The organism is Nocardia vaccinii NBRC 15922, from assembly GCF_001613305.1.
GTDB lineage: Bacteria > Actinomycetota > Actinomycetes > Mycobacteriales > Mycobacteriaceae > Nocardia > Nocardia vaccinii.
On sequence record NZ_BDCC01000019.1, the window covers coordinates 39,294 to 60,404 of the forward strand.

The window sequence follows — 21,111 nt, forward strand, 5'->3', positions numbered from 1 at the left end:
CAAGCCTAACCGCAGGACACGTCGGCGGTGCGGCGATGACGGTATCGGCGGCATCATCGCGGAATGCGTTTCTGCAGGTGGGCGCCGATCTGCTGGGTCGAGGCAGGGGTGAGGTGCACCTGTTCCCCCGCGCGGACCAGATAGCGGCCGTCTCCGTCGACGTCGAACCAGGTGTAGTAGACCGGTGCGGGCGGGGTGGGCCGGTCCAGCCGCGGTTCGATCCGGATCTGCCCCTCGGCGTTGTGCGGCTTGAGCAGCAGCCGCCGGATGCGCGCGGCGAGTCGATCGGTGGTGACCACGGTCTCCTCGTCGCGCACCGCGGCCGCGGTCGCCGAGCGGGCCGGTTCCTGTCCGGGCGGGGCGTCCGGCAGCAGTGCGGCGATACGGGCGCCCAGTTTGCCACTGTGGCCGATCGAAATATGCACCCGCCCACCGAAATCCGGTGACGAGCCGGTGTCCTGCACGGCCAGTACGGCATGGTCGTAGACTGCGGCGCCCACCGCGCGGATCTGCGCGTCGGGGTGGTGCGCGCCGCCGATGGCCACCACGCGCGTATGCGGTTGGGCCAGAATGCGCAGGCAGGCGGACAGATCCGGATCCGAGCCCAACGGTATGCGGCTTTCCAGCGTGCGACGCAGCGCGGCGGCCTCGTGCTCGGTGCGGGGGGTCTCCAGAATCCGGATCGGGAACGGGTATCGGTCCAGGTCGGTCTCTCGCCAGATGTGTGCGAACTCATCCGGTGTGAAAGACCAACTCACGCCCAGACTCACCCTTCACCGTTCCGTCCCCCGAACCCGAACAAGCGTAACGGGACGCCACGGGAGCGGCCAGACGACGTCGCGGAATCCGCGTTCCGACAGTCATCGGAAGGCCATGGAAAGGGCAGTGGGAGGGCCGCCGGAAAAGTGCATGCTGGAAGTGCACCCGGCGCCGCAAGGAGATGTCCCCTTCGCAGATTGCGGCACAACCGGATCCGGTGTGGTCCGCCCTTACCACACCGGGCTCGCGGTCCGGTTCCCGCGTTTGTGGCGCCGGGTGTGTACGTAGTGAAGGTGGGCGAGGTACTGACTGCGGGGCACGCAGGCCGCCGGACCGGCTCGCCGCGGTCCTGGAGGTACACGTCATGTACGTACCGCAACCCGACGATCCGGCACAGCGGCGAGGCGGCGATTCGGCCGCCCGTCTACCGAATTGGCACGAATTGCTCGCGGCCTTCTGCGGGCACGTCGGCGACGATCCCGACGCCCACCCGGTGACGAGCTGGGCCCGCGAACTCGCCGAACTTCACCTGACCCGTCGGGAATCGCCGTTGCGCACCGCCGAGATCGATTGTCGCCGTGCCGAAATCGTCGCCCATATCGACGACTGGATCGCCGCGGTCACGCACACCCGGCGTCCGGCTCCGCAATCGCTCGGCGCCGAGGTGGATGCCATGGCGGCGGCTCAGGTGCGCGCGGTCGCGGTGCTGCGCGTCGGCGCGGACGTCGGCGAAGAACGCGTCCATTCCGCCTGGTCCCTGCTGGCCGCCCTGGCGGACGAATGGACCGAGCTGGTTCGCCGGACGACGCCCGCAGCCCCTGAGGCCGCGGCCGGACGGCGAGCCGTGCCGGTCTTTCCGCCCCGCGCGGCCGGACAGTGAGGGCAGCCGCCGGGCCGACGAAGGTAGTGCTGTTCGCCTGCTGTTTCCGTGCGCGTGGCCTGGGACAGGTTTGATCGTTGCCGATTGCGGGAAACTTGTGGTGACCCGGAACAACACGTTCATGATCAGCGGGGCAGATATCGCAAATGGACAACCGAGCCGAGGAATACCCCGGGCAGTCGGGTGGGTCGGGCATGCCTGCGGGCGATGGGCACGGTGCGGGAATGCTCGCCGATATGGACGCGCTCGCGCCGCAGGAGTCGCGAGATCTGACCTCCGCCGAGTCGCTGCGACGGCTGGGGCTGGTGCGATACGGGCGGATTGTGTTCGCGCGCTACGCATTACCCATCATTCGCCCGGTCAACCACATCGTCGACGGTGAGACGATCGTCGTACACGCCACTCGCGCCGCGGCGCTCTCGGCCGAGCGGCAGATGGTCGCTTACGAGGCGGATGTCATCGACGAGAACACCCGTCGCGGGTGGTGCGTGATCGTCACCGGGGCCGCGGAGCCGGTACAGGATCCCGAGGAGATCGAGCGTTGTCGCGCACTGTTGCGGCCGTGGCTGCCGGGTCCGCGTGAACACCTCGTGCGCATCCTGCCCGATATGGTCACCGGACTCGAATTCGTCGATCCCGCGGAGGCGGAGCAGTAGCGCTCCGGGGCAGTCCCGTCCGGTCAGTACCCTGCGGCGACGTCGATGCGGGCGACCAGTTCGCGCCCATGGGTGAAGCGGCCCACATTCTCCGCGACGTGTTCGGCGAAGGCGACCGTGCGCAGCTGCGGCGGATTCGAATCGTGCGGTGTGATCAAGGCATTGGGCAGATCCCACAGCGGGTGGCCCTCGGGCAGCGGTTCCGGGTCGGTCACGTCGAGTCCGGCGCCGCCGATCGTGCCCTCGCGCAGCGCGTCGACCAGGGCATCGGTGTCCACCAGACTGCCACGGGCGATATTGATCACCCACGAGTGCGGTTTCAGCTGGGCCAGTTCGGCTTTGCCGAGTAGATGCCGGGTGCCGGGGGTGGCCGGGGCGGCGATCACCGCGTGATCGGTGCGTGACCAGACCTCCGGGAGGTGCTGCGCGGGAAGGGTTTCCACCACACCGGGTAGGTCGACCGGGGTGCCGGACCGGTTCACCGCGATCACCCGGGAACCGAGCGGGGCCAGCAGGGCGATCAGTTCCCGGCCGATGCCCCCGGCTCCGACCACGGCGACCGTGGCGTTGCGCAGCGTGCCGATACTCCGGCCGAGTTCCGCTCTGCGCCAGCTGCGGGCGGCGAGATGTTCGGGCAGCGCACGCACGCCCGCGAGCAGCAGCATCAGCGAGTGTTCGGCTACCGTCCTGGCGAAAGCGCCTGCCGCGGAGGTGAACAGGACGTTCGGATGGCGGTCGAAAACCGATGTGTCGAACCATTCCTCGACGCCCGCGGAGAACAGTTGCACCCATTCGATGTTCTCGGGCAGTTGCTCGGGGAACCCGGCCGGGTCCGCATCCCAGATCAGGGCCCGCGCGGCATCCAGGTCGGCCAGTGCGCCCCCTGCCCCGGTGATCGCTCGTTCCAGCAGTGGGGTGCGGTTCGGTCCGAGCGCGATAGGGGTCGCCGTCATGAGGATCTCCTGTGCGATGTCCGGGGCCGGTCGGATCCGACGTTAGCCGGATGTGTCCGATCCGGTGTTGCCGGTGTCCTCGTCCAGATCGATCTCGACGGGTTCGCGTTCAGCCCATTCCAGGAGCTGATCGATCCGGAAGACGGCCTCGTCGATGCCCGCGTGCAGATCGCCGAGTTCGGCGTAGCGGGCGGGCACGGTGGTGATGGTGAAGTCGCGGGGTTCGATGTCCGGGATCTCCGCCCAGCGCACCGGTGTGGAGACGGTCGCCGCCGGGACGCCGCGCACCGAATAGGCGGCGGCGATGGTGTGGTCGCGGGCGTTCTGGTTGTAGTCGATGAACAGCAGCGTGGGGTCGCGGTCCTTACGCCACCACGTGGTGGTCACGTCGTCGGGTGCGCGGCGTTCGACTTCACGGGCGAATGCGAGTGCGGCCCTGCGAACGTCGGTGAAACCCCATTCCGGCGCGATCCGGACGTATATGTGCAGGCCCTTACCGCCGGAGGTTTTCGGCCAGCCGACCGCACCGACCTCGTCCAGCACCTCGTGCACCACCTCCGCCACCCGTCGCACCCGCGACCACGGGCACTCGGGCATCGGATCCAGGTCGATCCGCCACTCGTCGGGTTTCTCGGTGTCGAATCGGCGCGAATTCCACGGATGGAACTCCACGGTGGACATCTGCACGGCCCATGCGACCTCCGCGAGCTCACGCACACACAACTCGTCGGCATGCCGTCCGTAACGCGGAAAGTACACGCGCACAGTGGAAATCCAGTCCGGTGCGCCCGCGGGCAGCCGCTTCTGATGCACCTTCCCGCCCGGCAACCCCTTCGGAAACCGATGCAACATACACGGCCGATCCCGCAGCGCGTTCACGATGCCCTCGCCCACCGCGAGGTAGTACCGCACCAGATCCAGCTTCGTGGCCCCGATCTCGGGAAAGTAGACCCGATCAGGGTTGGATACCCGCACCGTGCGCTCGCCGACCGTCAACTCCATCGCCGGCGAGGCAGACTTACTGGCCACCCGATCGACCATAGCGAGTCGATCATGCTTCCCGCACCCGAACATGCCCACTGGTCCCGTCCGGATGATTGTGGATTCCCTCCCCGCCAGCCCGAAACATCATTACGCGAGGGTATGCGACTGAGACCCGGTTCCCGGCCGAGTGTGAATGTGCGCGGATCAGCCGGAACACGTGGTGAGATCTACCGGCGCCGGGGCGGCGGTCACTCGCGCCGATCGGTTGGGGATGGGCGGGGCTGTGATGGGCGAGGCTGTGATGGGCCGCCAGCGGCCGGGCGTCAGGTGGGAGTGGCGAGAGCGAAGGGGAGCACGGCGGAAGCTCCAGCGGCTCGGAGGGTGTGGGCGGCCAGGGTGAGCGTCCAGCCGGTGTCGGTGAGGGCGTCGACGAGCAGGAGGGGGCCGTCGAGGTCGTCGAGGGGTGGGGTGTCCCAGGAGTCGTGCAGGGCGGCTACGCGGTGTGCCGAATTGGCGGCCGAGACCGGTGGGCGGCCGGGGCGAACGTGCAGGGTGCCCAGGTCGCGGAGGCGGCCGATATGGGCCAAGCGGGCGGCGAGGTCGGCGGTCAGCTTGGGGTGAGTGGGGGATTCCATGGCCATGACGGCGGTGGGCCGTTGATCCCAGTCCCAATCGCGCAGGACCGCGATGCATGCGTCGACGATGTGATCCGGGACCGGTGCGTCGGGGCCGTCGAGCAGTGGGCGCAGGCGCTGCCCCCAGCCCAGGTCACTGAGTCGGCCCAGCACCCGGCCGGTGGCCGGCCCGTCGGTGATCTTGCCGGACAACGGAATTCCGAGTTTCGCCATACCGGTCGGCCACTGTTTGCGCGGGGACAGGTCGATGCCCGGGCGGTCCAGGCGGGTGCGGATGGCGGCCAGATCCTCGGTGTCGACCGTCGTATCGGGGCGGACGCCGGTGCAGTTGTCGCAACGTCCGCAGGCGGGGGCATCGGAACCGGCCCCGCTCAGGGCCGGATCGTCGAGTTGGCGGCGCAGGAAACTCATCCGGCATTCGGTGGTCGATTGATAGTCGATCATCGCCTGCTGCTCGGCCTCACGCGCCAGGGACAGGCGCTCATAACGTTCGGTGTCGTAGGTCCACGGTTCGCCGGTCGCGAGCCAGCCGCCCCGGACCCGGCGCACCGCCCCGTCGACATCGAGCACCTTGAGCACCATCTCGAGCCGGGAACGATTGAGTTCGACCAGCGGTTCGAGCGCGCTGGTGGACAGCGGCCGTTCGGAATCCAGTGCGTCCAGGACGGCGCGGACGATATGTTCGCGCGGAAAGGCAACGGAGGCAAAGTAACTCCAGATCCGCCGGTCCTCCGGACCGGGCAGCAGCACCACCTCCGCGCGGGCGGTGCCGCGACCCGCACGACCCACCTGCTGGTAGTAGGCGATCGGTGAGGACGGCGCGCCGACGTGCACGACGAATCCCAGATCCGGCTTGTCGAATCCCATGCCCAGGGCCGAGGTCGCCACCAGTGCCTTGACCTCGTTGTCCAGCAGGGCTTGTTCGAGCGTCTCCCGTTCGGCCGGATCGGTCCGGCCGGTGTAGGCGCCGACCCGGTGGCCGTGTGAGCCGAGGACGTCCGCGAGGTCGTGGGCGGCCGCGACGGTGAGGGTGTAGATGATGCCCGAGCCGGGAAGTTCGTGCAGATATCGGCTGAGCCACGCGGTGCGTGCGGTCGCATCCTCGATCTGCACGACGGACATGTGCAGCGATTCGCGGTCCAGGGTGCCGCGCAGAACCAGCGTGTCGGTCCCGATCTGACCGGCCACATCGGTGACCACCCGGTCGTTCGCCGTGGCCGTGGTGGCCAGGACCGGGACGTCGTCGCCGAGATCGGCGACCAGGGTGCGGATCCGGCGGTAGTCGGGCCGGAAATCGTGACCCCAGTCCGAGACGCAGTGGGCCTCGTCGATCACGACCAGTCCGGCATCGGCGGCCAACTCGGGCAGGACCGCATCGCGAAAGTCTGGATTGTTCAAGCGTTCCGGGCTGACCAGCAGGACATCCACCGCTCCGGCTGCCACTTGCGCGTGGATATCGTCCCACTCGGTCATATTGCCGGAATTGATCGTCGCGGCGACGACACCCGCTCTGCGCGCCGCCGCGACCTGGTTGCGCATCAGCGCCAGCAGTGGCGAGACGATCACCGTCGGCCCGCGTCCGGCCGCGCGCAGGAGTTTGGCGGCGATGAAGTACACCGCCGACTTGCCCCAGCCGGTGCGCTGTACGACCAGCGCCCGCCGCCGCTGCCGGACCAGCGCATCGATGGCGGTCCACTGGTCCTCTCGGAGGTGAGCCCGTGGCCCGGCCAGGTCACGCAGTAGTGCCTCGGCGGATTCACGCAGGTCGGTTGTAGTCACGCCGACCATGGTGCCCGAGCCCACCGACACACTCCACCGCCCAGGGGCAGACGCACCCGATGTCGGCACCCGCACCTGGTCCAGGACTTGCTTCGGGTGCGGGTGTTCGCAAGGAGTGCGGTTATCCCGCTCTTGATCGCCGCCGCACGCGAACTGCGAACTGGTCGTCTGTACACCGTCCAATCCTTCGCATGACGTCGAGACGGGTGCTGACCGGCCGCACCTCATAGCCGAATCCGCACGGTTTCGGTCAGGCTGCGAAGTATGCGAATCATGACAGCGGGTGCGGCTGTGACCTGGTCAAATGACTATGGAACCGGATGGAGCCACCTAGCGTCGAACTAGAACAAACCCGGTTCGACCAATTCGTATGGGGAGGTTCGAGCGTTGAAGCATTGTCAAGGTTGCCGCACCTCGTGGCGTAACGGAATCGGCTCTCGCGCACCGCGGGTGCGTCCCGTCCTTCGGCACGATGCGTTCTGTGAGCGGTTCACCTCGCGCCCCACCCGGCGCCCGCGCCCGGAGACCGATTTCCGGTGAGCGCCACGAGGTTGCATCCGGTCTTCGGTTCCGCATCCGGCCCGCGCATCGGGAACCGGCTCGCTCGTCCCGGCGGTGCGGCGGTGGGGCAGGAGTGTCGCCCGCGGATCGGCTCGGTGACCGTCGGGGGCAGTGGGGGAGATCCGGCCGCGCCGCACGATTGCGGTACCGCCGCGCAACCGTGTGCGACGTCCGCCGAGCAGGCCCGGATCCATCGGCGGCGGGATGCGCTCGCCCAGGGCGTGACCGACGATCAGATCCGCCGGATGTGCACGGGCGGGCGGTGGCGGCGGCTGCGGCGCGGGATCTATTCGGAGGAGGCGGTCTACGCGGAACTGGATGCGGTTGCCCGCCACCGCGTTCTGGCCGCGGCGGTGTTGCCCGATATGGCGGCCGACGCTGTGGTGAGTCACCAGTCGGCGGCGGCGATCTACGGTGCGCCGATCTGGGCCGCGCCGATGGATCGCCTGTGCGTGACCCGTAACCGCCGAAACGGCGGCCGGATCAAGCCGGATCTGAAGGTGCATTGCGCACCGATCGATTCCGTGGCCGAGGTGGGCGGCCTGCTGTTGAGTACACCCGCGCGCACCATCGTCGATCTGGGGCGTACGGTCGCGTTCGAGTCCGCGGTCGTCGCGGGCGACTGGCTGGCCCGCGAATACGGCGTCACCGCGGCCGATCTCGACGTGGAATTGCAGGCGGCCGGTCGACGCCGCGGGATCGATCGAGCACGGCAGGTCGTCGGATTCCTGAATCCGCACAGTGAGAGCGTCGGCGAGTCGCGCAGCCGGGTGATGCTGCGCGACCTCGGCCTGCCGATACCGCAGTCGCAAGGCGACGTCTTCACCGCCGAGGGCAGATTTCTGGGCCGGGTCGACTTCTATTTCGGCGATACCGGCATCGTCGGTGAATTCGACGGCCGCACCCGCTACGGCCGCCGGACCCACCCTGGCCACGATCCGGCGGACGCGGCCGCGACCGAGAGACGACGTGAGGATGCCCTGCGCGGCACAGGTTTCCACGTCATCCGCTGGACCTGGGACGAACTGCCCACCGACGCGGTGACCGCTCGCTTCCGCGCCGCGCTGGCCCGCATCGGCCGCCGGCGCCCGCAGGGACACATCCGCCGATCATCCCTACCCGAACCCACGCCCTTGCTGATCCGAAGTATCTGAGCGACAGCGGTATCCGGGCCGAAAGGTACATTCGTCCCGGCTCGGACGGTGGTAGCCGTCCGGGCCGGGGCAGTCGACCGGCGGCGCATCGGTTCCGGTCGTCCGGGCGCGACATGCCAGGGGCCTGCGAACTGTGCTCCCGATGCCGGACGGCGATCTCCCTTTCCTCGACTTTGGTACAGCTACCGAAGAGTTCGGCGGCCGGGCGTTGTTCGCCGTCCCGCTGACGACTCCGAACCTCGGGAGGCGGGTGAGGTCGGGCGCGGCCGCACGATGCGGCCGATCCGCTTCGTGCTCAAGCGGTTTCGGCCGCCAGGGACAGCAGTCGTGTGCGGACCAGGTCGGGACGCTCCTCGGGGATGAAATGTCCGCAGCCGGGGACGTATTCGACGGTGTAGTCGGTGGCGTCGGCGGTTTCGGCGGCGGCCAGTGAATGGTGGATGGCGCCATCGGCGGTACCGAAGAGGGCACGGATCGGGAGGGTGGCGCGACGTCGTTCGCCGCGTCGCAGGGCGGGGACCTCGCGCAGCAGGAAGGTGCGGTACGTGTCGGTGGCCGCGCGGGCGGTGACCGGATCGCGGAAACGATCGGTATAGGCGTGCACCACATCCGGTGTGAATTCGGTGGAGTCGGCGACCGCGAACCGGAATAACAGATCCAGGAAGGGAGTGTGCTGTTGCAGCGGCATACCCAGTGCCGCGACGAGAGGTTGATACAGCAGGAACCGCCACACATGTGGCGCGAGGGTGCGCGGGGTCTGCCACGGGTGCGCGATGTTCAGCGGCACGAATCCGGAGAACCGCTCGGGTTCGCGCAGGACCATGCGGAAGCCGACATATCCGCCCCAGTCGTGACCGACCAGCAGCGTGCGTTCGGAGGTCAGCGAATCCAGCAGGGCGAGCACATCACTGGCGACTTCCTCCTTGAGCCAGCGGTGCGGAGCCGGACCGGACCAGCCGTACCCGGGCAGATCCGGCGCGATGATCCGCAGTCCGGGCGGTGGGTCGGCGAGCAGGTGCCGATATGCGTAGTGGTGCTGTGGCCAGCCGTGCAGTGCGAGAACCGGCCGGCCGTCGACAGGACCCGCCTCGGTGACGTGGAACCGCACACCGCGGGCGGTGATATGGCCGCGGCGCACTCCGGCGATGTCCGGAGGCTGTGAGATCGCATCGGGCATATCCGATGCTAACCGTCCGCAACCCGGCGAGTCGTCACCCGAAGGATTTCGGCGTCCGCGAGGATAATTAAGGCGCTGGGCGCGACAATGGGTGCGGCAGCGGCGACGAGCCGTCGCGCACCGCGGGAGCAGGGAGGACGGGCGATGCCGAACAAGTTCGAGTCACCCCCGGGCTGGGCGCCACCCGGTGCGCAGTTCCAGAGCCGTGGCGTAACCGGCCGCACCGTGACAGGTGTGCTGATCGCGCTGGTGATGACGCCGATCGGTATCGCCTTCGCGGCCAAGGGCGGTGCGGATATCCGGTATTGGGTGATCATCGGCGGTGTCACGGACCGATGGACCGCGGCCGGTGAGATCATCGTCGGATCGGTGCTGCTGATGCTGGTGGCGGCGATGGCCGCGTTCTCCCCGGCGGGCACCTTCGTGGCCGGGCTGGTGTTCGGCGTGTTCCCGGGAATTCTGCACATCCTGTTCCCGGACGACACCTTCCGCCTGATCGGCGATCTACCGTCCATCGATTCCACCTGGCAGGTGGCGCTGCATTCCTGGGTCACCAACGGATTCGCGCTGATCTCCGGATTCATGCTGATGGGAGCGGGTTTCGCCGGATTGATCCGCAGGCGTTGAGGCGAATTCACGAGTAGTCGCGGAAGCTCATCACGAATCCGACGGCCGCGAGCAGGAACAGCAGGACGTACGCGATCACCCGGAGCGCCGTTGTCGGCAGTTCGTGTACCAACAGGGCGCTGACGAAGGCGACCAGCATCATCAGCGTCCCGAGGAACGCTGTCCGGCGCGGATGTCCTGCCATGAGGACTGGGTACCCGAACGAGCGCTGATTTCCCGCGACCCCGGGCGGACGGCGTGTCGGCGTGTGCCCGTTCGGCGGAGGCGGCACGGTAGCCGTATGCAGGTGACCGCAGGACCATTCCGACGCATCTACGATCCGAGTGACGGCGAGACGCATCCGTGGTACATCAACGACCACACCGTGATTCGCGACCGGACCGGGCTCTGGCATCTGTTCGGGATCACCCATCCGGAGCCGGCCGACCCGTGGGACGAGACCAGGTTCGCACACGCCACCGCCGAACATCTGCTGGGGCCGTGGACGAAACAGCCGCCCGCGCTGGAAGTGGATCATGAGTACGGCGAGACGCACCTGTGGGCTCCGTACGTCGTCGACAGCGGCGCGGGCTATCTCATGTTCTACGACGGCGGCGGCGAGGACCGCACCGCGACCGCGATGAATCTGGCGACCTCCACCGATCTGCGGAACTGGACACGTCGGCCGCGGGGCCCGGTGTTCCGCGACGGCTACGACGCCCGCGATCCGATGGTGCTGCGCTTGGACGACCGCTGGGTGATGTACTACTGCGCGACCAGCGAGCCGGCGGGCGGCAACCACGTGGTCGCCTACCGCACCAGCACCGATCTCGTGCACTGGGGCGACCGCGCGATCGCCTACACCGATCCGGCCACCGGCACCGGGGCGGGACCGACCGAATCACCGTTCGTGGTGCGGCACAACGATTTCTGGTACCTGTTCATCGGACCGCGCCCCGATTACGTCGGCACCGACGTCTTCCGCAGCGCCGATCCACTGCACTTCCGCGCCCAGGATCGCGTCGGCCATATCGAAGCCCACGCCGCGGAGATGGTCGCCGATGGTGACGACTGGTGGATCACCACCGCGGGGTGGGGTCAGGGCGGCGTCCATATCGCGCCGCTGCATTTCGCCGACCCGGCCTGAACGAGTGCCGTCGACCGGTCCACCCGGGCGAGGGCTTTCGCGCCCCTGGGACAACGAAATCCGTTCGGACGGACCCGCTCGGCTTCGTGCACCGATGATCGGAGGAACGGTCGGCACGGACCTCCTCGCCGCTGCGGCCGGGCTGAATGTCGATCCGCCCGGAACCCGGACGCTGATCTTCCCGCTATGGGGTCGTCTGTCGACTCGGGCAGCTGCCGCATCGGCGTGGATGCAGACACCGGGCGTGGCATCTCTCCGGATGGAATCCGGGCAGAGTTGGTGAATCGCGGTCGGCCGAGGCGCTGGCCTGTAATTCTGGTGACGTCGGCCGATCGGCCCCGCACGGCGGGCGGGACGGGACGACGCGGGTTGGCAGGCGATGCATCCGGGCAGGCGAGGAAAGGGCAGCGCTGATGTTTCTCGGGATCGATATCGGCACCTCCGGTTCCAAGGGTGTGCTGGTTGCCGGGGACGGCACCATTGTGGCGAGATCCGAACGGGCGCATGGGGTTTCGACGCCGCACCCCGGTTGGGTCGAGCACGACGCGGAGACCGTGTGGTGGGCAGATTTCGTCGCGATCACCCGGGAACTGCTCGATGCGGCGGGGCAGGAGTCAGTGGACGGGCTGGCGGTCAGCGGTATCGGCCCGTGCCTGTTGCCCGCCGACGCCGCGGGCGCGCCGCTTCGTCCGGCCGTGCTCTACGGCGTGGACACCCGAGCGACCGCCGAGATCGCGGAACTGAACGTGGAATTCGGTGCGGAACAGGTGCTTTCGCGTGCGGGTTCGCCACTCACCAGTCAGGCCGTCGGGCCGAAGGTGCGCTGGCTGGCGCGGCACGAACCCGATGTCTACGCACGCACCCGAATGCTGCTGATGGCGAGTTCCTTTCTCGTGCAACGTCTCACCGGGCGCTATGTACTCGACCACCAGTCGGCGAGCCAGTGCGTGCCGATGTACGACCTGCGCCGCCGCGAATGGGCCGCGGATTGGGCGGATTCGGTCGCGCCCGGGCTCGAGCTGCCCGAATTGTGTTGGCCCACGGAGGTTATCGGTCGAGTGACGCGAGGCGCGGCCGCCGCCACCGGACTTCCGGCCGGTCTGCCCGTCACCGCAGGCACTGTCGACGCTTGGGCCGAGGCCACCAGTGTGGGGGTGCGCGCGCCCGGCGACGCCATGGTCATGTACGGCACCACCATGTTCCTGGTGCAGGTGCTGACCGACCCGCGCCCGCATCCGGGTCTGTGGGGGACGTGCGGAACCTGGCCCGGCACCTACACTCTCGCCGCCGGAATGGCCACCTCCGGCGCGGTGACCGACTGGTTGCGCCGCCTGGTCGGCGGGGATTTCACCGACCTGGTCGTCGAGGCGGGCGAGGTTCCGCCCGGCAGTCGCGGGCTGATCATGCTGCCCTATTTCGCCGGTGAACGCACGCCGCTGTTCGATCCGGATGCTCGCGGCATCGTCGCGGGCCTGACCCTGGCTCACGGTCGGGCCGAGCTCTATCGCGCGGCGCTCGAGGGCATCGGCTACGGAGTGCGTCACAATCTGGAGGCGATGGCCGAAGCGGGTGGCCGGGCGCATCGGCTCGTCGCGGTCGGGGGCGGCACCAAGGGCGGTCTGTGGACGCGGATCGTCTCCGATATCACTGGATTGCCGCAACAGCTCCCGGCCGAGACCGTCGGCGCCTGCCTCGGTGACGCGATGCTCGCCGCCGAGGCGGCGGGTGTGGATACCGCCCGATGGAATCCGGTGGTCACTACGGTCGAGCCCGATCCGGCGCACACCGAGCTGTACGCGCAGTACTACCGGCACTATCGCGCGCTGTACGAATCCACCTGCGACGCAGCGCATTTCCTAGCAGCAGAGCAGCACCGCACCGCCGCACGGTGATCTCGCGCCGAGGTGCCCACCCAACTGGGTCGCGGACTTTCCGCACTGCCGCGCGGACCGTGGGCCGACCTCTCCGCGCGGCCGCAATTGTTGCTTCTCGAGCCTCACGATCGCACTGTGGCGTCAATATGGAATGTATGCTCTAATTCGATATAGAGGGAACATTCCATATCGAACCGGCCGCGCCCCGGAGGCTCGGCCGAGAGGGTGATTCACGATGGCTGTGCTCAATATCCACACCCGCCGCATCTCGGCGCCCGCAGCGCGGGCGGGGGCTCTGCTCGATACCCTCGCCGGGCCCGGCGACCGGCTCTGGCCGGGTGATGCGTGGCCGCCGCTGGTGCTGGACCGGCCGCTGTCGGCGGGCGCGTCCGGTGGTCACGGCGTGGTCCGCTACACGGTGCAGGGGTATCAGCCGGGTAGCTGGCTGAACTGCCGATTCGATCGGGTCTTCGGCACCACGGGCGTCGAGGGCTTCCACGAATTCCTGGTCCTCGACGCGGGAGGCGAGACGCTCCTGGTCCATCAGTTGGCGGCGCGGCTGAGCGGCCGGTTCCGGCTGATCTGGCCGCTGGCCGTGCGCTGGCTGCACGATGCGCTGATCGAGGATCTGCTCGATCGCGCCGAATTCGAGCTCACCGGATCAGTGCGCACCCCGGCGCGCTGGAACCGATATGTGCGGCTGCTGCGCGCCGCACTCGGCCGGACCGGAACTTCCGAGCCTCGGGCCGCAGCTCACGCGGTGTAGCGTGGCGGTCCGGAGTGGGTGTCCCGGACAGTGACGTGGCCCGGGATTCGTGAAAGAATCCGAAACTATGCAGGCGAGTTGTGATTTCGGGAGGGCCGCATGCCGACGCAGGCGCTGAATGAGCAGAATTTCCAGCAGGTCGTCTCGCGTGGCGGCATCGTTCTGGTGGACTTCTGGGCGACCTGGTGCGGATGGTGCACCAGATTCGCGCCGGTGTACGAGGAGTCCTCGCGCATGCACCCGGATATCGTGCACGCCACCGTCGATGCCGACGCCGAACAGCAGTTGGCGGCCATCGCGCAGGTCAGCAGCCTGCCGACCCTGATCGCTTTCCGCGACGGCCTGCCGGTCTACTCCGAGCCCGGTTTCAAGACCTCCGAACAACTGGAAAACGTTGTGCAGGAGATCATGTGGCTGGATATGGACGAGGTCCGCCGCGAGCTGGTCCGACAGAATCCGGAACTGGCGAACGCGCCGGAGATGGCTCAGCAGAATACGCCCGCCGACCGCAGCGCGGGACTCGCCGACGGGCCGCTCCGCTACGGCTGGCCCGGTCTGCGGGGCGCGGTACTGTTCTGAGCCGGTGCGCCGGGCCGGTACGCCAGCCCGGCGACGGCGGCGAGCAGGCCGACCGCCACCATGTACACCCATCCGGCGCGATAATCGCCGAGTCCGGGAACGACCGCACGGGCCAGGATGGCGGTCAGAATCGCCACACCCAGTGCGGAACTGGTCTGTCGCGCCATCATCAACGTCCCCGAACCCAGGGAGAGCTGATCGGCGGGCAGTAGTGCCGAGGCCCCGAACAGCGGCGGTTGCAGCAGCGCGGTACTGGCTCCGGCGAGGATCGCGCCGGGTAGGAACATGATCGGATACGACGTGGTGAGTCCGGCCGTGGCGATCCACCATGCCGCGCCCAGTGCGATCGTCGCTCCGCCCAGCGCCGCGCAGGCTCGCGCGCCGATCCGGGCCACGAGGCGTCCGGACAGCGGTGAGAGCAGCAGGCAGCTGATCGGGATGGGCGCGATGCCCAGGCTCGCGGTCAGCTGCGAGTAGTGCCACTGTTGGGTCAGGAACAGCGTGGCCTCCAGGATGAGGGCGGCGAAGGCCAGGTAGTAGGCGAACACTCCGGCCGTGGCGATCCGGAACAGCTTGTGCCGCAAGACCGCCGGGCTCACCACCGGATCCGGGTGACGTCGCACGTGCCGGCCGAACGTGCCCGCGAGCGCCGAAGCGGCCAGCAGGGCGCCCACCGTGGCGGGCGAGGTGTATCCCCAGTCCGACGCCTGGACGAACGCGGTGGTCAGGGCGGCGGTGGCGGCGAGAATCAGTGTCGCGCCGAACAAGTCGAGTTTTCGTCCGGCCTGACCGCGAATATCGGGCAGCACACGCAGCCCGAAGAGGAAGGCCGCCACCGTGAACGGGATGTTGAGCAGGAAGATCCAGCGCCATCCCGCCTGCAACAGCAGTCCACCGATCACCGGACCGCTGCCCGCGCCCGCGGCGGCGATCGCGGTCCAGATCCCCATCACGGTCGGGTGTTCACGGGCGTCGAACGAGGGCAGTACCAGTCCGAGCCCGGTCGGTACCAGCAGTGCCGCCGCGGCGGCCTGCACGACGCGGGCGGCGATGAGCGCGCCCAGGCCGGGCGCGGCCGCGCAGGCGACCGAGGCCAGTCCGAAAAGCGCTATGCCGAGCAGGAATCCGCGTTTGCGCCCGGTGTCGTCGGCGAGACGTCCGGCGGGCACCAGCAGTGCGGCCATGACGATCGTATAGGCGTTGAGCACCCAGGACACCGTGCTCGCCGATGCGTGACCGAAGGAGGTCTGCAGCGTCGGAAAGGCGACCGTGACGGCGAAAAGGTCCAGAATGGCCAGATATTGGGCGACGGCCGCGACCGCGAGCACCCGCCATCGTCGCGGCGATGCGGCCAGGGATACGGACTCTACCGGCGCAGGCCCATTGATACTGGCAGAAACAGTCATGGGTGCAACTATCCAGTCACGGCACGAGCGCGGCCAGTGGCAGAATTGACAATATGCGCTAGATTATCGACATGACCGATCGTCGCGAACGGACCATCGCTATCGCCATCGCCACGGGTCAACCGATGTTCGAGGTGGCGATCCCGTATCAGGTGTTCTTCGAGCCGCCCCCGGGCGTCGACGTCGCGGACTGGTACGAGCTGCGGTTGTGCGGTCCGCGCGGGACTCGCCATGCGACACTTCGTGATCCGTTCGTCACGCTCACCGATTACGACTATGACGACATGCTCACCGCCGGAACCGTCATCGTGCCCGGCACGCCCGACGTCCGGCAGGACCCGCCCGCCGAATTGGTCGAGGCCGTGCGCGCGGCCCACGCGGCCGGGGCGCGCATCGTCGCGCTGTGCTCGGGTGCCTTCGTGCTGGCCGCGGCGGGACTGCTCGACGATCGGCGGATGACCACGCATTGGAAACACGTCGACGTGCTGCTGGATCGGTTTCCCGGAATGGACGTCGACCCGTCGGTGCTCTACATCGATGACGGCCGCATCCTCACCAGCGCGGGCACGATGGCAGGGATGGATCTGTGTATTCACTTGGTACGCAAGGATCTCGGCTCACGTGTCGCCAACGCGGTCGCTCGGAATCTCGTGGTCCCGCCGCATCGCGCGGGCGGCCAAGCGCAATTCCTGGCCGCGCCGGTGCCCGCCGAGGCGACCGATCCCGGTCTCACCGCGACCCTGCAATGGGCGCTGGAAAGACTGGACACCCCGCTCACCGTCGGCGATCTGGCCAAGCGGGCGGGGATGAGCGAGCGGACCCTTGCTCGGCGTTTCCATGCCGAACTCGGTGCGACACCGCTGCGGTGGCTGCTCACCCAGCGGTTGATCCGGGCGCGAGAGTTGTTGGAGACCACCGATTTTCCCGTGGACGTCGTCGCCGAACGCTGCGGTCTGGGCAGTGCGGCGAACCTGCGCGCGCACTTCGGCCGGGAGGTGGGCATCGCGCCCAGCGAGTACCGGCGCTCGCACCGCTCCGACCGGCACGAGGTGGTCACCGCAGACTCTTGAAACACCGTGCCGGGCAGTGGATTCCGAGTCAGAGAAGGTGGTGCCTGCGTCCGGTCACCGATCGGTGCTGGTACCACCAGGAGGTGGTGGCCACCTCGGCGCTCTCCAGCGGCAGGTAGCGGCCGCCGTCGCGCCAGCCCAGCGCCTGCAGGGTGACGCGCAGACTCCGGTCGAAGCAGATCGGGTCGCGCACATGCCAGCGGTACATGCCGAATCGCTGCTCCGGCTGATAGATCCGGTCCGGCGGCAGCACCTGCACCAGGCCGAGATAGGGCGTGGAGTAGGTCTGATAGGCGTCCTGCATGTCGAAATTCCATGCGCCGCCGAAGAAGTCCTCGGTGCCGGTGCCACAGATGGTCGGGAATTCGGTATCGCCGTCGAGATAGAACTTCATCTCGCCCTCACCCCACCAGCCCGGTGCGTTGGGCACGATCGCCAGATAGGTGCCGACATAGCGACCCGGTCCCGGAATATCCTCCAGCACAGTGTGAATCGCCGGATTGCCCAGCGGATTGCTGTGCCGCCGCCATGCGTGCAGATAGCCCGCCGAGCGCGGCACATCCTGTTCCAGGTAGGTGATCTGGTAGTAGACCGGCACCGAGCGGTCGCCGCCGTTGTGCAGGGTGAAGCGGGCGTGCGCGCGAAACGGCATGGGCCAGAAGCTGTTCAGCCCGCCCGCCGGGGCGACCACCACCATTTCCGAATTGACCTGTGCCAGTTCGTCCCAGGCGTTGCAGAAGAACGAACCGAGCGGCACCTCGATGGCCGGATCGGCATCGTTGTCCCAGTACACCCGCAGCGTCATCTCGTTCAGCAGCGCGCGGTCGGTGGTCAGCCAGAAGTGCCGGACCACACCGGGCCCGGAGACGTCGGCCAGGGTGGCGGTTTCGCCGGGGGAGAGATCGATCGACGGCGATATCTTCCATCCGATGCCCAGTTCCGCGGCCGCATGTGCGCCCGTACCCTCCGTCGCGCGCCCGCCGCCGCCCGGCGCTCCGGTCGGGTTCTCCGGGCTGATGGAGCGGGTCCGCGCCTGATCGATCCGCCATATCTCGTGCACCATCGCGATTTTTGCATGCCGACCGAGGGTCGTGGGGGTAATTCGGCGTCGGCGGTGATCCGCATTCGGCGCGTCGGGGTGCGCCGGAATTCGGTGTCGCGCCGACGACCGGCGGCTTAGCCTCGGCGTATGACTTGGACTGTCCCGGAGATAGCGCGACCCCGCCACCTTCTGGTGGGGCAGGAGCGTTCGATGCTGCAAGCCATGCTCGATCAGCAGCGCACGACCCTGCTGTGGAAATGTCAGGGCCTGACCGCCGACCAGTTGGTGATCCGCGCCGTCGAACCGTCCTCGATGTCGCTGCTGGGCCTGATCAGGCATATGACCGACGTGGAGCGAGCGTGGTTCCGGCTGCGCGCGGCGCGGCAGGACGTGGCGTACCAGTACTCCACCGTGCAGAACCAGGACGGCGATTTCGACGATGTCGACACCGCCGACGCGGCCCGCGATTTCAACCTGTACCACACCGAGATCGATCTGTGCGACGCCGCGGTCGCCGCACTGGCGCTCGACGCCGCCTTCATCCACCCGCGTACCGGCCGCGAGATCAGCCTGCGCTGGGTCTACCTGCACATGATCGAGGAATATGCCCGCCACAACGGCCATGCCGACCTGCTGCGCGAGCGCATCGACGGCGTGACCGGCGAATAGCCCCTCAGAGGCCGTGATCGCGAGCCCAGGCGGCGATCTGGGTACGGGAGGTGAAGCCGAGTTTGGTGAGAATGTGCTCGACGTGGGTTTCGGCGGTGCGCACCGAGATCACCAGGTCCGCGGCGATCCGCTTGTTGCTGTGACCCGCCGCGATCAGCCGGGTGACATCTTTCTCCCGGCGGGTGAGCATTTGTGTGGCCGCGTCATCGATTGGTATGCGACGCAACGGTTTCGGCGCGGTCTGAGCGGGGTCGGCGGTGCGGCCCAACGCGTAGTCGATGGCGGCGGGCAGCGACAATGCCGCGCCGCTGTCGTATGCCTCGCGAAACCCCTTCTCGCCCAAATCCTCCAGAACGCGAAGGCGAACCTTCTCGCCGACCGCGGTGGCAATGGCGTGGGCCAGGCGCACGGTGTCGCGCTGCAGGGTCTGCGCCGCGCCCATCAATCGGGCCGCGCGCACCATATCGCCGCGGGCCGCCGCCGACCAGGCCATACCGTCGAATGCCGAGGCCAGCCAGACACATCGGTCGAATTCGGCGAACATCTCCACCGCGCGGCTCATATATGCCGCGGCCGCATCCTGATTGCCGTGCCGCCAGTGATCCACGCCGACCGTCCACAGCGCCAGGCCGCCGAGCAGGTGCACGCCGTGCCGCTCGGTCAGCGCCCGCAGGGTCTCGGCGATCGCGGTCGACCGGTCGTCCTCGAGCAGCGTGGCGCACATGAAACCAAAAGAGAGACTGTCCATTTCGGTGGTGGTATGCCCGGCATCGCGGGCCAGTGCGGCGGCCTGCTCCGCCATCGTCAGCGCGCGCCGGGTGTCGCCGTCGGTGAACGCGATCAAGGCGCTGTCGAGCCGGTTCTCGGCGAGGATGTCCGCCGCGCCCAGTTCCGTCGCCAGCGCGAGACTCTCCTCGACGAATTCGGCCGCGGATTCGCGATCGGACAGCAGCGCGGCCAGTGATGCCGCCGAGGACAGTCCGCGTGCCCGTTCGGGAGAGGGAGTCGCCGGAACGCGCATCAGGGCGTCGGTGAGCCAGCGGCGACCCTCGGACAGGAAGCGGTAGTGCTCCCAGTACGGGCGCAGCGCGGTCGCGGTATCCAGTGCGAGGTGCGGTGCGTCGGACATCGAGAACTGCAGGGCCGAACGGAGATTCGCGTGCTCGCGGGACAGATCCCGGAACCACGCCACATCGTCGGGGCTGCAGTAGGCGCGAGGTCCGCGCATCGCCAGGCGGCGATAGTGGTCGCGATGCCGCGTCCGCACGGCCGACTCCGCACCGGACTCGACCAGCCGGTCGTGGCCGAACTGCCGAATCGGTTCCAGCATCGAATATCTGGCCTTCTCCTCGTCCTGACGCAGCAGCAGGACCGACTTGTCCACCAGTCCGGTCAGCGTGCCGACGATATCCGCGCCGGGCAGTGCGCAGACCGCCTCCGCGGCGTCGATGTCCAGCCCGCCGACGAAGACCGAGAGTTGTTGCCACAGTGCCTGTTCGGCGTCCGTACACAGCTGATAGCTCCAACGGATGGCGCCCTCGATGGTCCGCTGACGTCCCGGCGCGGTGCGTGGGCCGGTGTTGAGCAGTGCCATCGTGTCATCGAGCCGGTCCAGAATCTGAGCGGGGGTGAATACGCGAAAACGCAAGGCCGCCAGCTCGAGTGCCAGCGGCATCCCGTCCAGGCGGCGGCAGATCGCGGCGAGTGTCGCGCGATTGGCAGGTGTGCTGGCGAAGCCGGGATCGACCGCGCCGGCCCGTTCGACCAGCAGGCGTACCGCATCGCTGTCGCCCGCCGGATCCTCGGGTTCGGGCCGTTGTCGGCCGACCGGCAGCGGCGGCACCGGCATCACCTGTTCCCCCGCGATCCCCAGCACCTCACGAGTGGTCGCGACCACCCGCACCGCCGGGGTGGCAGTGACGATACGCTCGGCCAGCTCGGCGCAGGCGTCGACGAGATGCTCGCAGTTGTCCAGGATCAGCAACATCCGTTGGCCGGTAAGGAATTCCAGCAGCCGCGGCAGCGGATCGGTGGTGTCGTCTCCCAGGTTCAGCGCCTCGGCCACGCTGAGCGTCACCAGAGCAGGATCGCGCACGTCGGCGAGTTCGACCAGCCAGACCCCGTCGCGGAAAGCACGTCCGACCGATGCGCCGAGCTGTCTCGACAAGCGCGTCTTACCTACACCGCCCGGGCCGAGCAGCGTCAGCACGCGTGTGGTCGACAGCAGATGCTTCGCGGCGGCCAGTTCGTCGTGGCGGCCGACGAAGCTGGTGACCTCGGCGGGAAGGTTCCCGCTGACACGACGCGCCATATCCGCCACACTAGCGCGTGCCCGGACGCCGGAATCGGCCCCGCGAAGAACCGGCCGCCGGACACGAACCCGGCGGGCATAGGCTAGCCCGATGCGTGTTCCG

Annotated in this window: 19 protein-coding genes; 10 read left to right on the forward strand and 9 right to left on the reverse strand. The window is 68.3% G+C overall.

The features are described from left to right. Positions 1-53: 53 nt before the first annotated feature. Positions 54-758: an ESX secretion-associated protein EspG gene (locus NV1_RS14160; protein WP_067891821.1), complete on the reverse strand. Its 705-nt coding sequence runs from the start codon at positions 756-758 to the stop codon at positions 54-56. A gap of 365 nt (positions 759-1,123) precedes the next feature. Between NV1_RS14160 and NV1_RS14165 the strand changes: the two genes are divergently transcribed. Both NV1_RS14165 and NV1_RS14170 read left to right on the forward strand, forming a co-directional pair. Further along, positions 1,124-1,639, forward strand: a complete 516-nt coding sequence (locus NV1_RS14165; protein ID WP_067890817.1) for a hypothetical protein — start codon at positions 1,124-1,126, stop codon at positions 1,637-1,639. 194 nt (positions 1,640-1,833) lie between these two features. Beyond that, positions 1,834-2,295, forward strand: coding sequence for a pyridoxamine 5'-phosphate oxidase family protein (locus NV1_RS14170; protein WP_218026975.1), 462 nt, complete (start codon positions 1,834-1,836; stop codon positions 2,293-2,295). A gap of 23 nt (positions 2,296-2,318) precedes the next feature. Here NV1_RS14170 and NV1_RS14175 read toward each other — a convergent pair whose 3' ends face one another. The 3 genes from NV1_RS14175 to NV1_RS14185 form a co-directional block, all read right to left on the reverse strand. Then, entirely contained in the window at positions 2,319-3,248 is a 930-nt protein-coding gene (locus NV1_RS14175) for a D-isomer specific 2-hydroxyacid dehydrogenase family protein (protein ID WP_067890820.1), read from the reverse strand. A 42-nt stretch (positions 3,249-3,290) separates the two neighbouring features. Continuing rightward, a complete protein-coding gene (gene ligD / locus NV1_RS14180) occupies positions 3,291-4,250 on the reverse strand; it encodes a non-homologous end-joining DNA ligase (protein WP_245713741.1) in 960 nt (319 codons plus the stop codon). Positions 4,251-4,555: 305 nt separating this feature from the next. After that, on the reverse strand, positions 4,556-6,655 hold the full coding sequence (locus tag NV1_RS14185; RefSeq protein ID WP_067891835.1) for a RecQ family ATP-dependent DNA helicase: 2,100 nt from the start codon (positions 6,653-6,655) through the stop codon (positions 4,556-4,558). Between the two features lie 527 nt (positions 6,656-7,182). On the opposite strand from NV1_RS14185, the gene NV1_RS14190 reads away from it, so the two are divergent. After that, a complete protein-coding gene (locus NV1_RS14190) occupies positions 7,183-8,361 on the forward strand; it encodes a putative endonuclease domain-containing protein (protein WP_245713715.1) in 1,179 nt (392 codons plus the stop codon). Positions 8,362-8,656: 295 nt separating this feature from the next. Here NV1_RS14190 and NV1_RS14195 read toward each other — a convergent pair whose 3' ends face one another. Further along, positions 8,657-9,538, reverse strand: coding sequence for an alpha/beta fold hydrolase (locus tag NV1_RS14195; protein WP_067890826.1), 882 nt, complete (start codon positions 9,536-9,538; stop codon positions 8,657-8,659). Positions 9,539-9,682: 144 nt separating this feature from the next. Between NV1_RS14195 and NV1_RS14200 the strand changes: the two genes are divergently transcribed. Beyond that, entirely contained in the window at positions 9,683-10,165 is a 483-nt protein-coding gene (locus tag NV1_RS14200; protein WP_067890829.1) for a hypothetical protein, read from the forward strand. 7 nt (positions 10,166-10,172) lie between these two features. Here NV1_RS14200 and NV1_RS43470 read toward each other — a convergent pair whose 3' ends face one another. Continuing rightward, positions 10,173-10,349, reverse strand: a complete 177-nt coding sequence (locus NV1_RS43470; RefSeq protein ID WP_157116902.1) for a hypothetical protein — start codon at positions 10,347-10,349, stop codon at positions 10,173-10,175. A 96-nt stretch (positions 10,350-10,445) separates the two neighbouring features. Here NV1_RS43470 and NV1_RS14205 point away from each other — a divergent pair, with 96 nt between their 5' ends. The 4 genes from NV1_RS14205 (at position 10,446) to NV1_RS14225 (ending at position 14,510) form a co-directional block, all read left to right on the forward strand. Then, positions 10,446-11,291, forward strand: coding sequence for a glycoside hydrolase family protein (locus NV1_RS14205; RefSeq protein WP_067890832.1), 846 nt, complete (start codon positions 10,446-10,448; stop codon positions 11,289-11,291). Between the two features lie 413 nt (positions 11,292-11,704). Then, positions 11,705-13,183: an FGGY-family carbohydrate kinase gene (locus NV1_RS14215; RefSeq protein ID WP_067890838.1), complete on the forward strand. Its 1,479-nt coding sequence runs from the start codon at positions 11,705-11,707 to the stop codon at positions 13,181-13,183. Between the two features lie 217 nt (positions 13,184-13,400). Further along, positions 13,401-13,931 (forward strand): hypothetical protein, encoded by a 531-nt coding sequence (locus tag NV1_RS14220; RefSeq protein WP_067890840.1) that lies wholly within the window; start codon positions 13,401-13,403, stop codon positions 13,929-13,931. A gap of 99 nt (positions 13,932-14,030) precedes the next feature. After that, positions 14,031-14,510, forward strand: coding sequence for a thioredoxin family protein (locus NV1_RS14225; RefSeq protein WP_067890844.1), 480 nt, complete (start codon positions 14,031-14,033; stop codon positions 14,508-14,510). On the opposite strand, the gene NV1_RS14230 is transcribed toward NV1_RS14225, so the two are convergent. Next, the gene (locus tag NV1_RS14230) at positions 14,471-15,916 is read right to left on the reverse strand and encodes an MFS transporter (protein ID WP_084525366.1); all 1,446 of its coding nucleotides are present in this window, start codon (positions 15,914-15,916) and stop codon (positions 14,471-14,473) included. The two genes, NV1_RS14225 and NV1_RS14230, sit on opposite strands and share 40 nt — an antisense overlap. Before the next feature lie 71 nt (positions 15,917-15,987). Here NV1_RS14230 and NV1_RS14235 point away from each other — a divergent pair, with 71 nt between their 5' ends. Beyond that, entirely contained in the window at positions 15,988-16,986 is a 999-nt protein-coding gene (locus NV1_RS14235; protein WP_067890847.1) for a GlxA family transcriptional regulator, read from the forward strand. Between the two features lie 28 nt (positions 16,987-17,014). On the opposite strand, the gene NV1_RS14240 is transcribed toward NV1_RS14235, so the two are convergent. Further along, positions 17,015-18,049, reverse strand: coding sequence for a glycoside hydrolase family 172 protein (locus NV1_RS14240; RefSeq protein ID WP_067890850.1), 1,035 nt, complete (start codon positions 18,047-18,049; stop codon positions 17,015-17,017). Positions 18,050-18,175: 126 nt separating this feature from the next. Here NV1_RS14240 and NV1_RS14245 point away from each other — a divergent pair, with 126 nt between their 5' ends. Then, complete coding sequence (locus NV1_RS14245; protein ID WP_067890853.1) at positions 18,176-18,697, forward strand: DinB family protein; 522 nt, start codon at positions 18,176-18,178, stop codon at positions 18,695-18,697. A 4-nt stretch (positions 18,698-18,701) separates the two neighbouring features. On the opposite strand, the gene NV1_RS14250 is transcribed toward NV1_RS14245, so the two are convergent. Then, complete coding sequence (locus NV1_RS14250; RefSeq protein ID WP_067891844.1) at positions 18,702-21,008, reverse strand: ATP-binding protein; 2,307 nt, start codon at positions 21,006-21,008, stop codon at positions 18,702-18,704. Between the last annotated feature and the right edge of the window lie 103 nt (positions 21,009-21,111).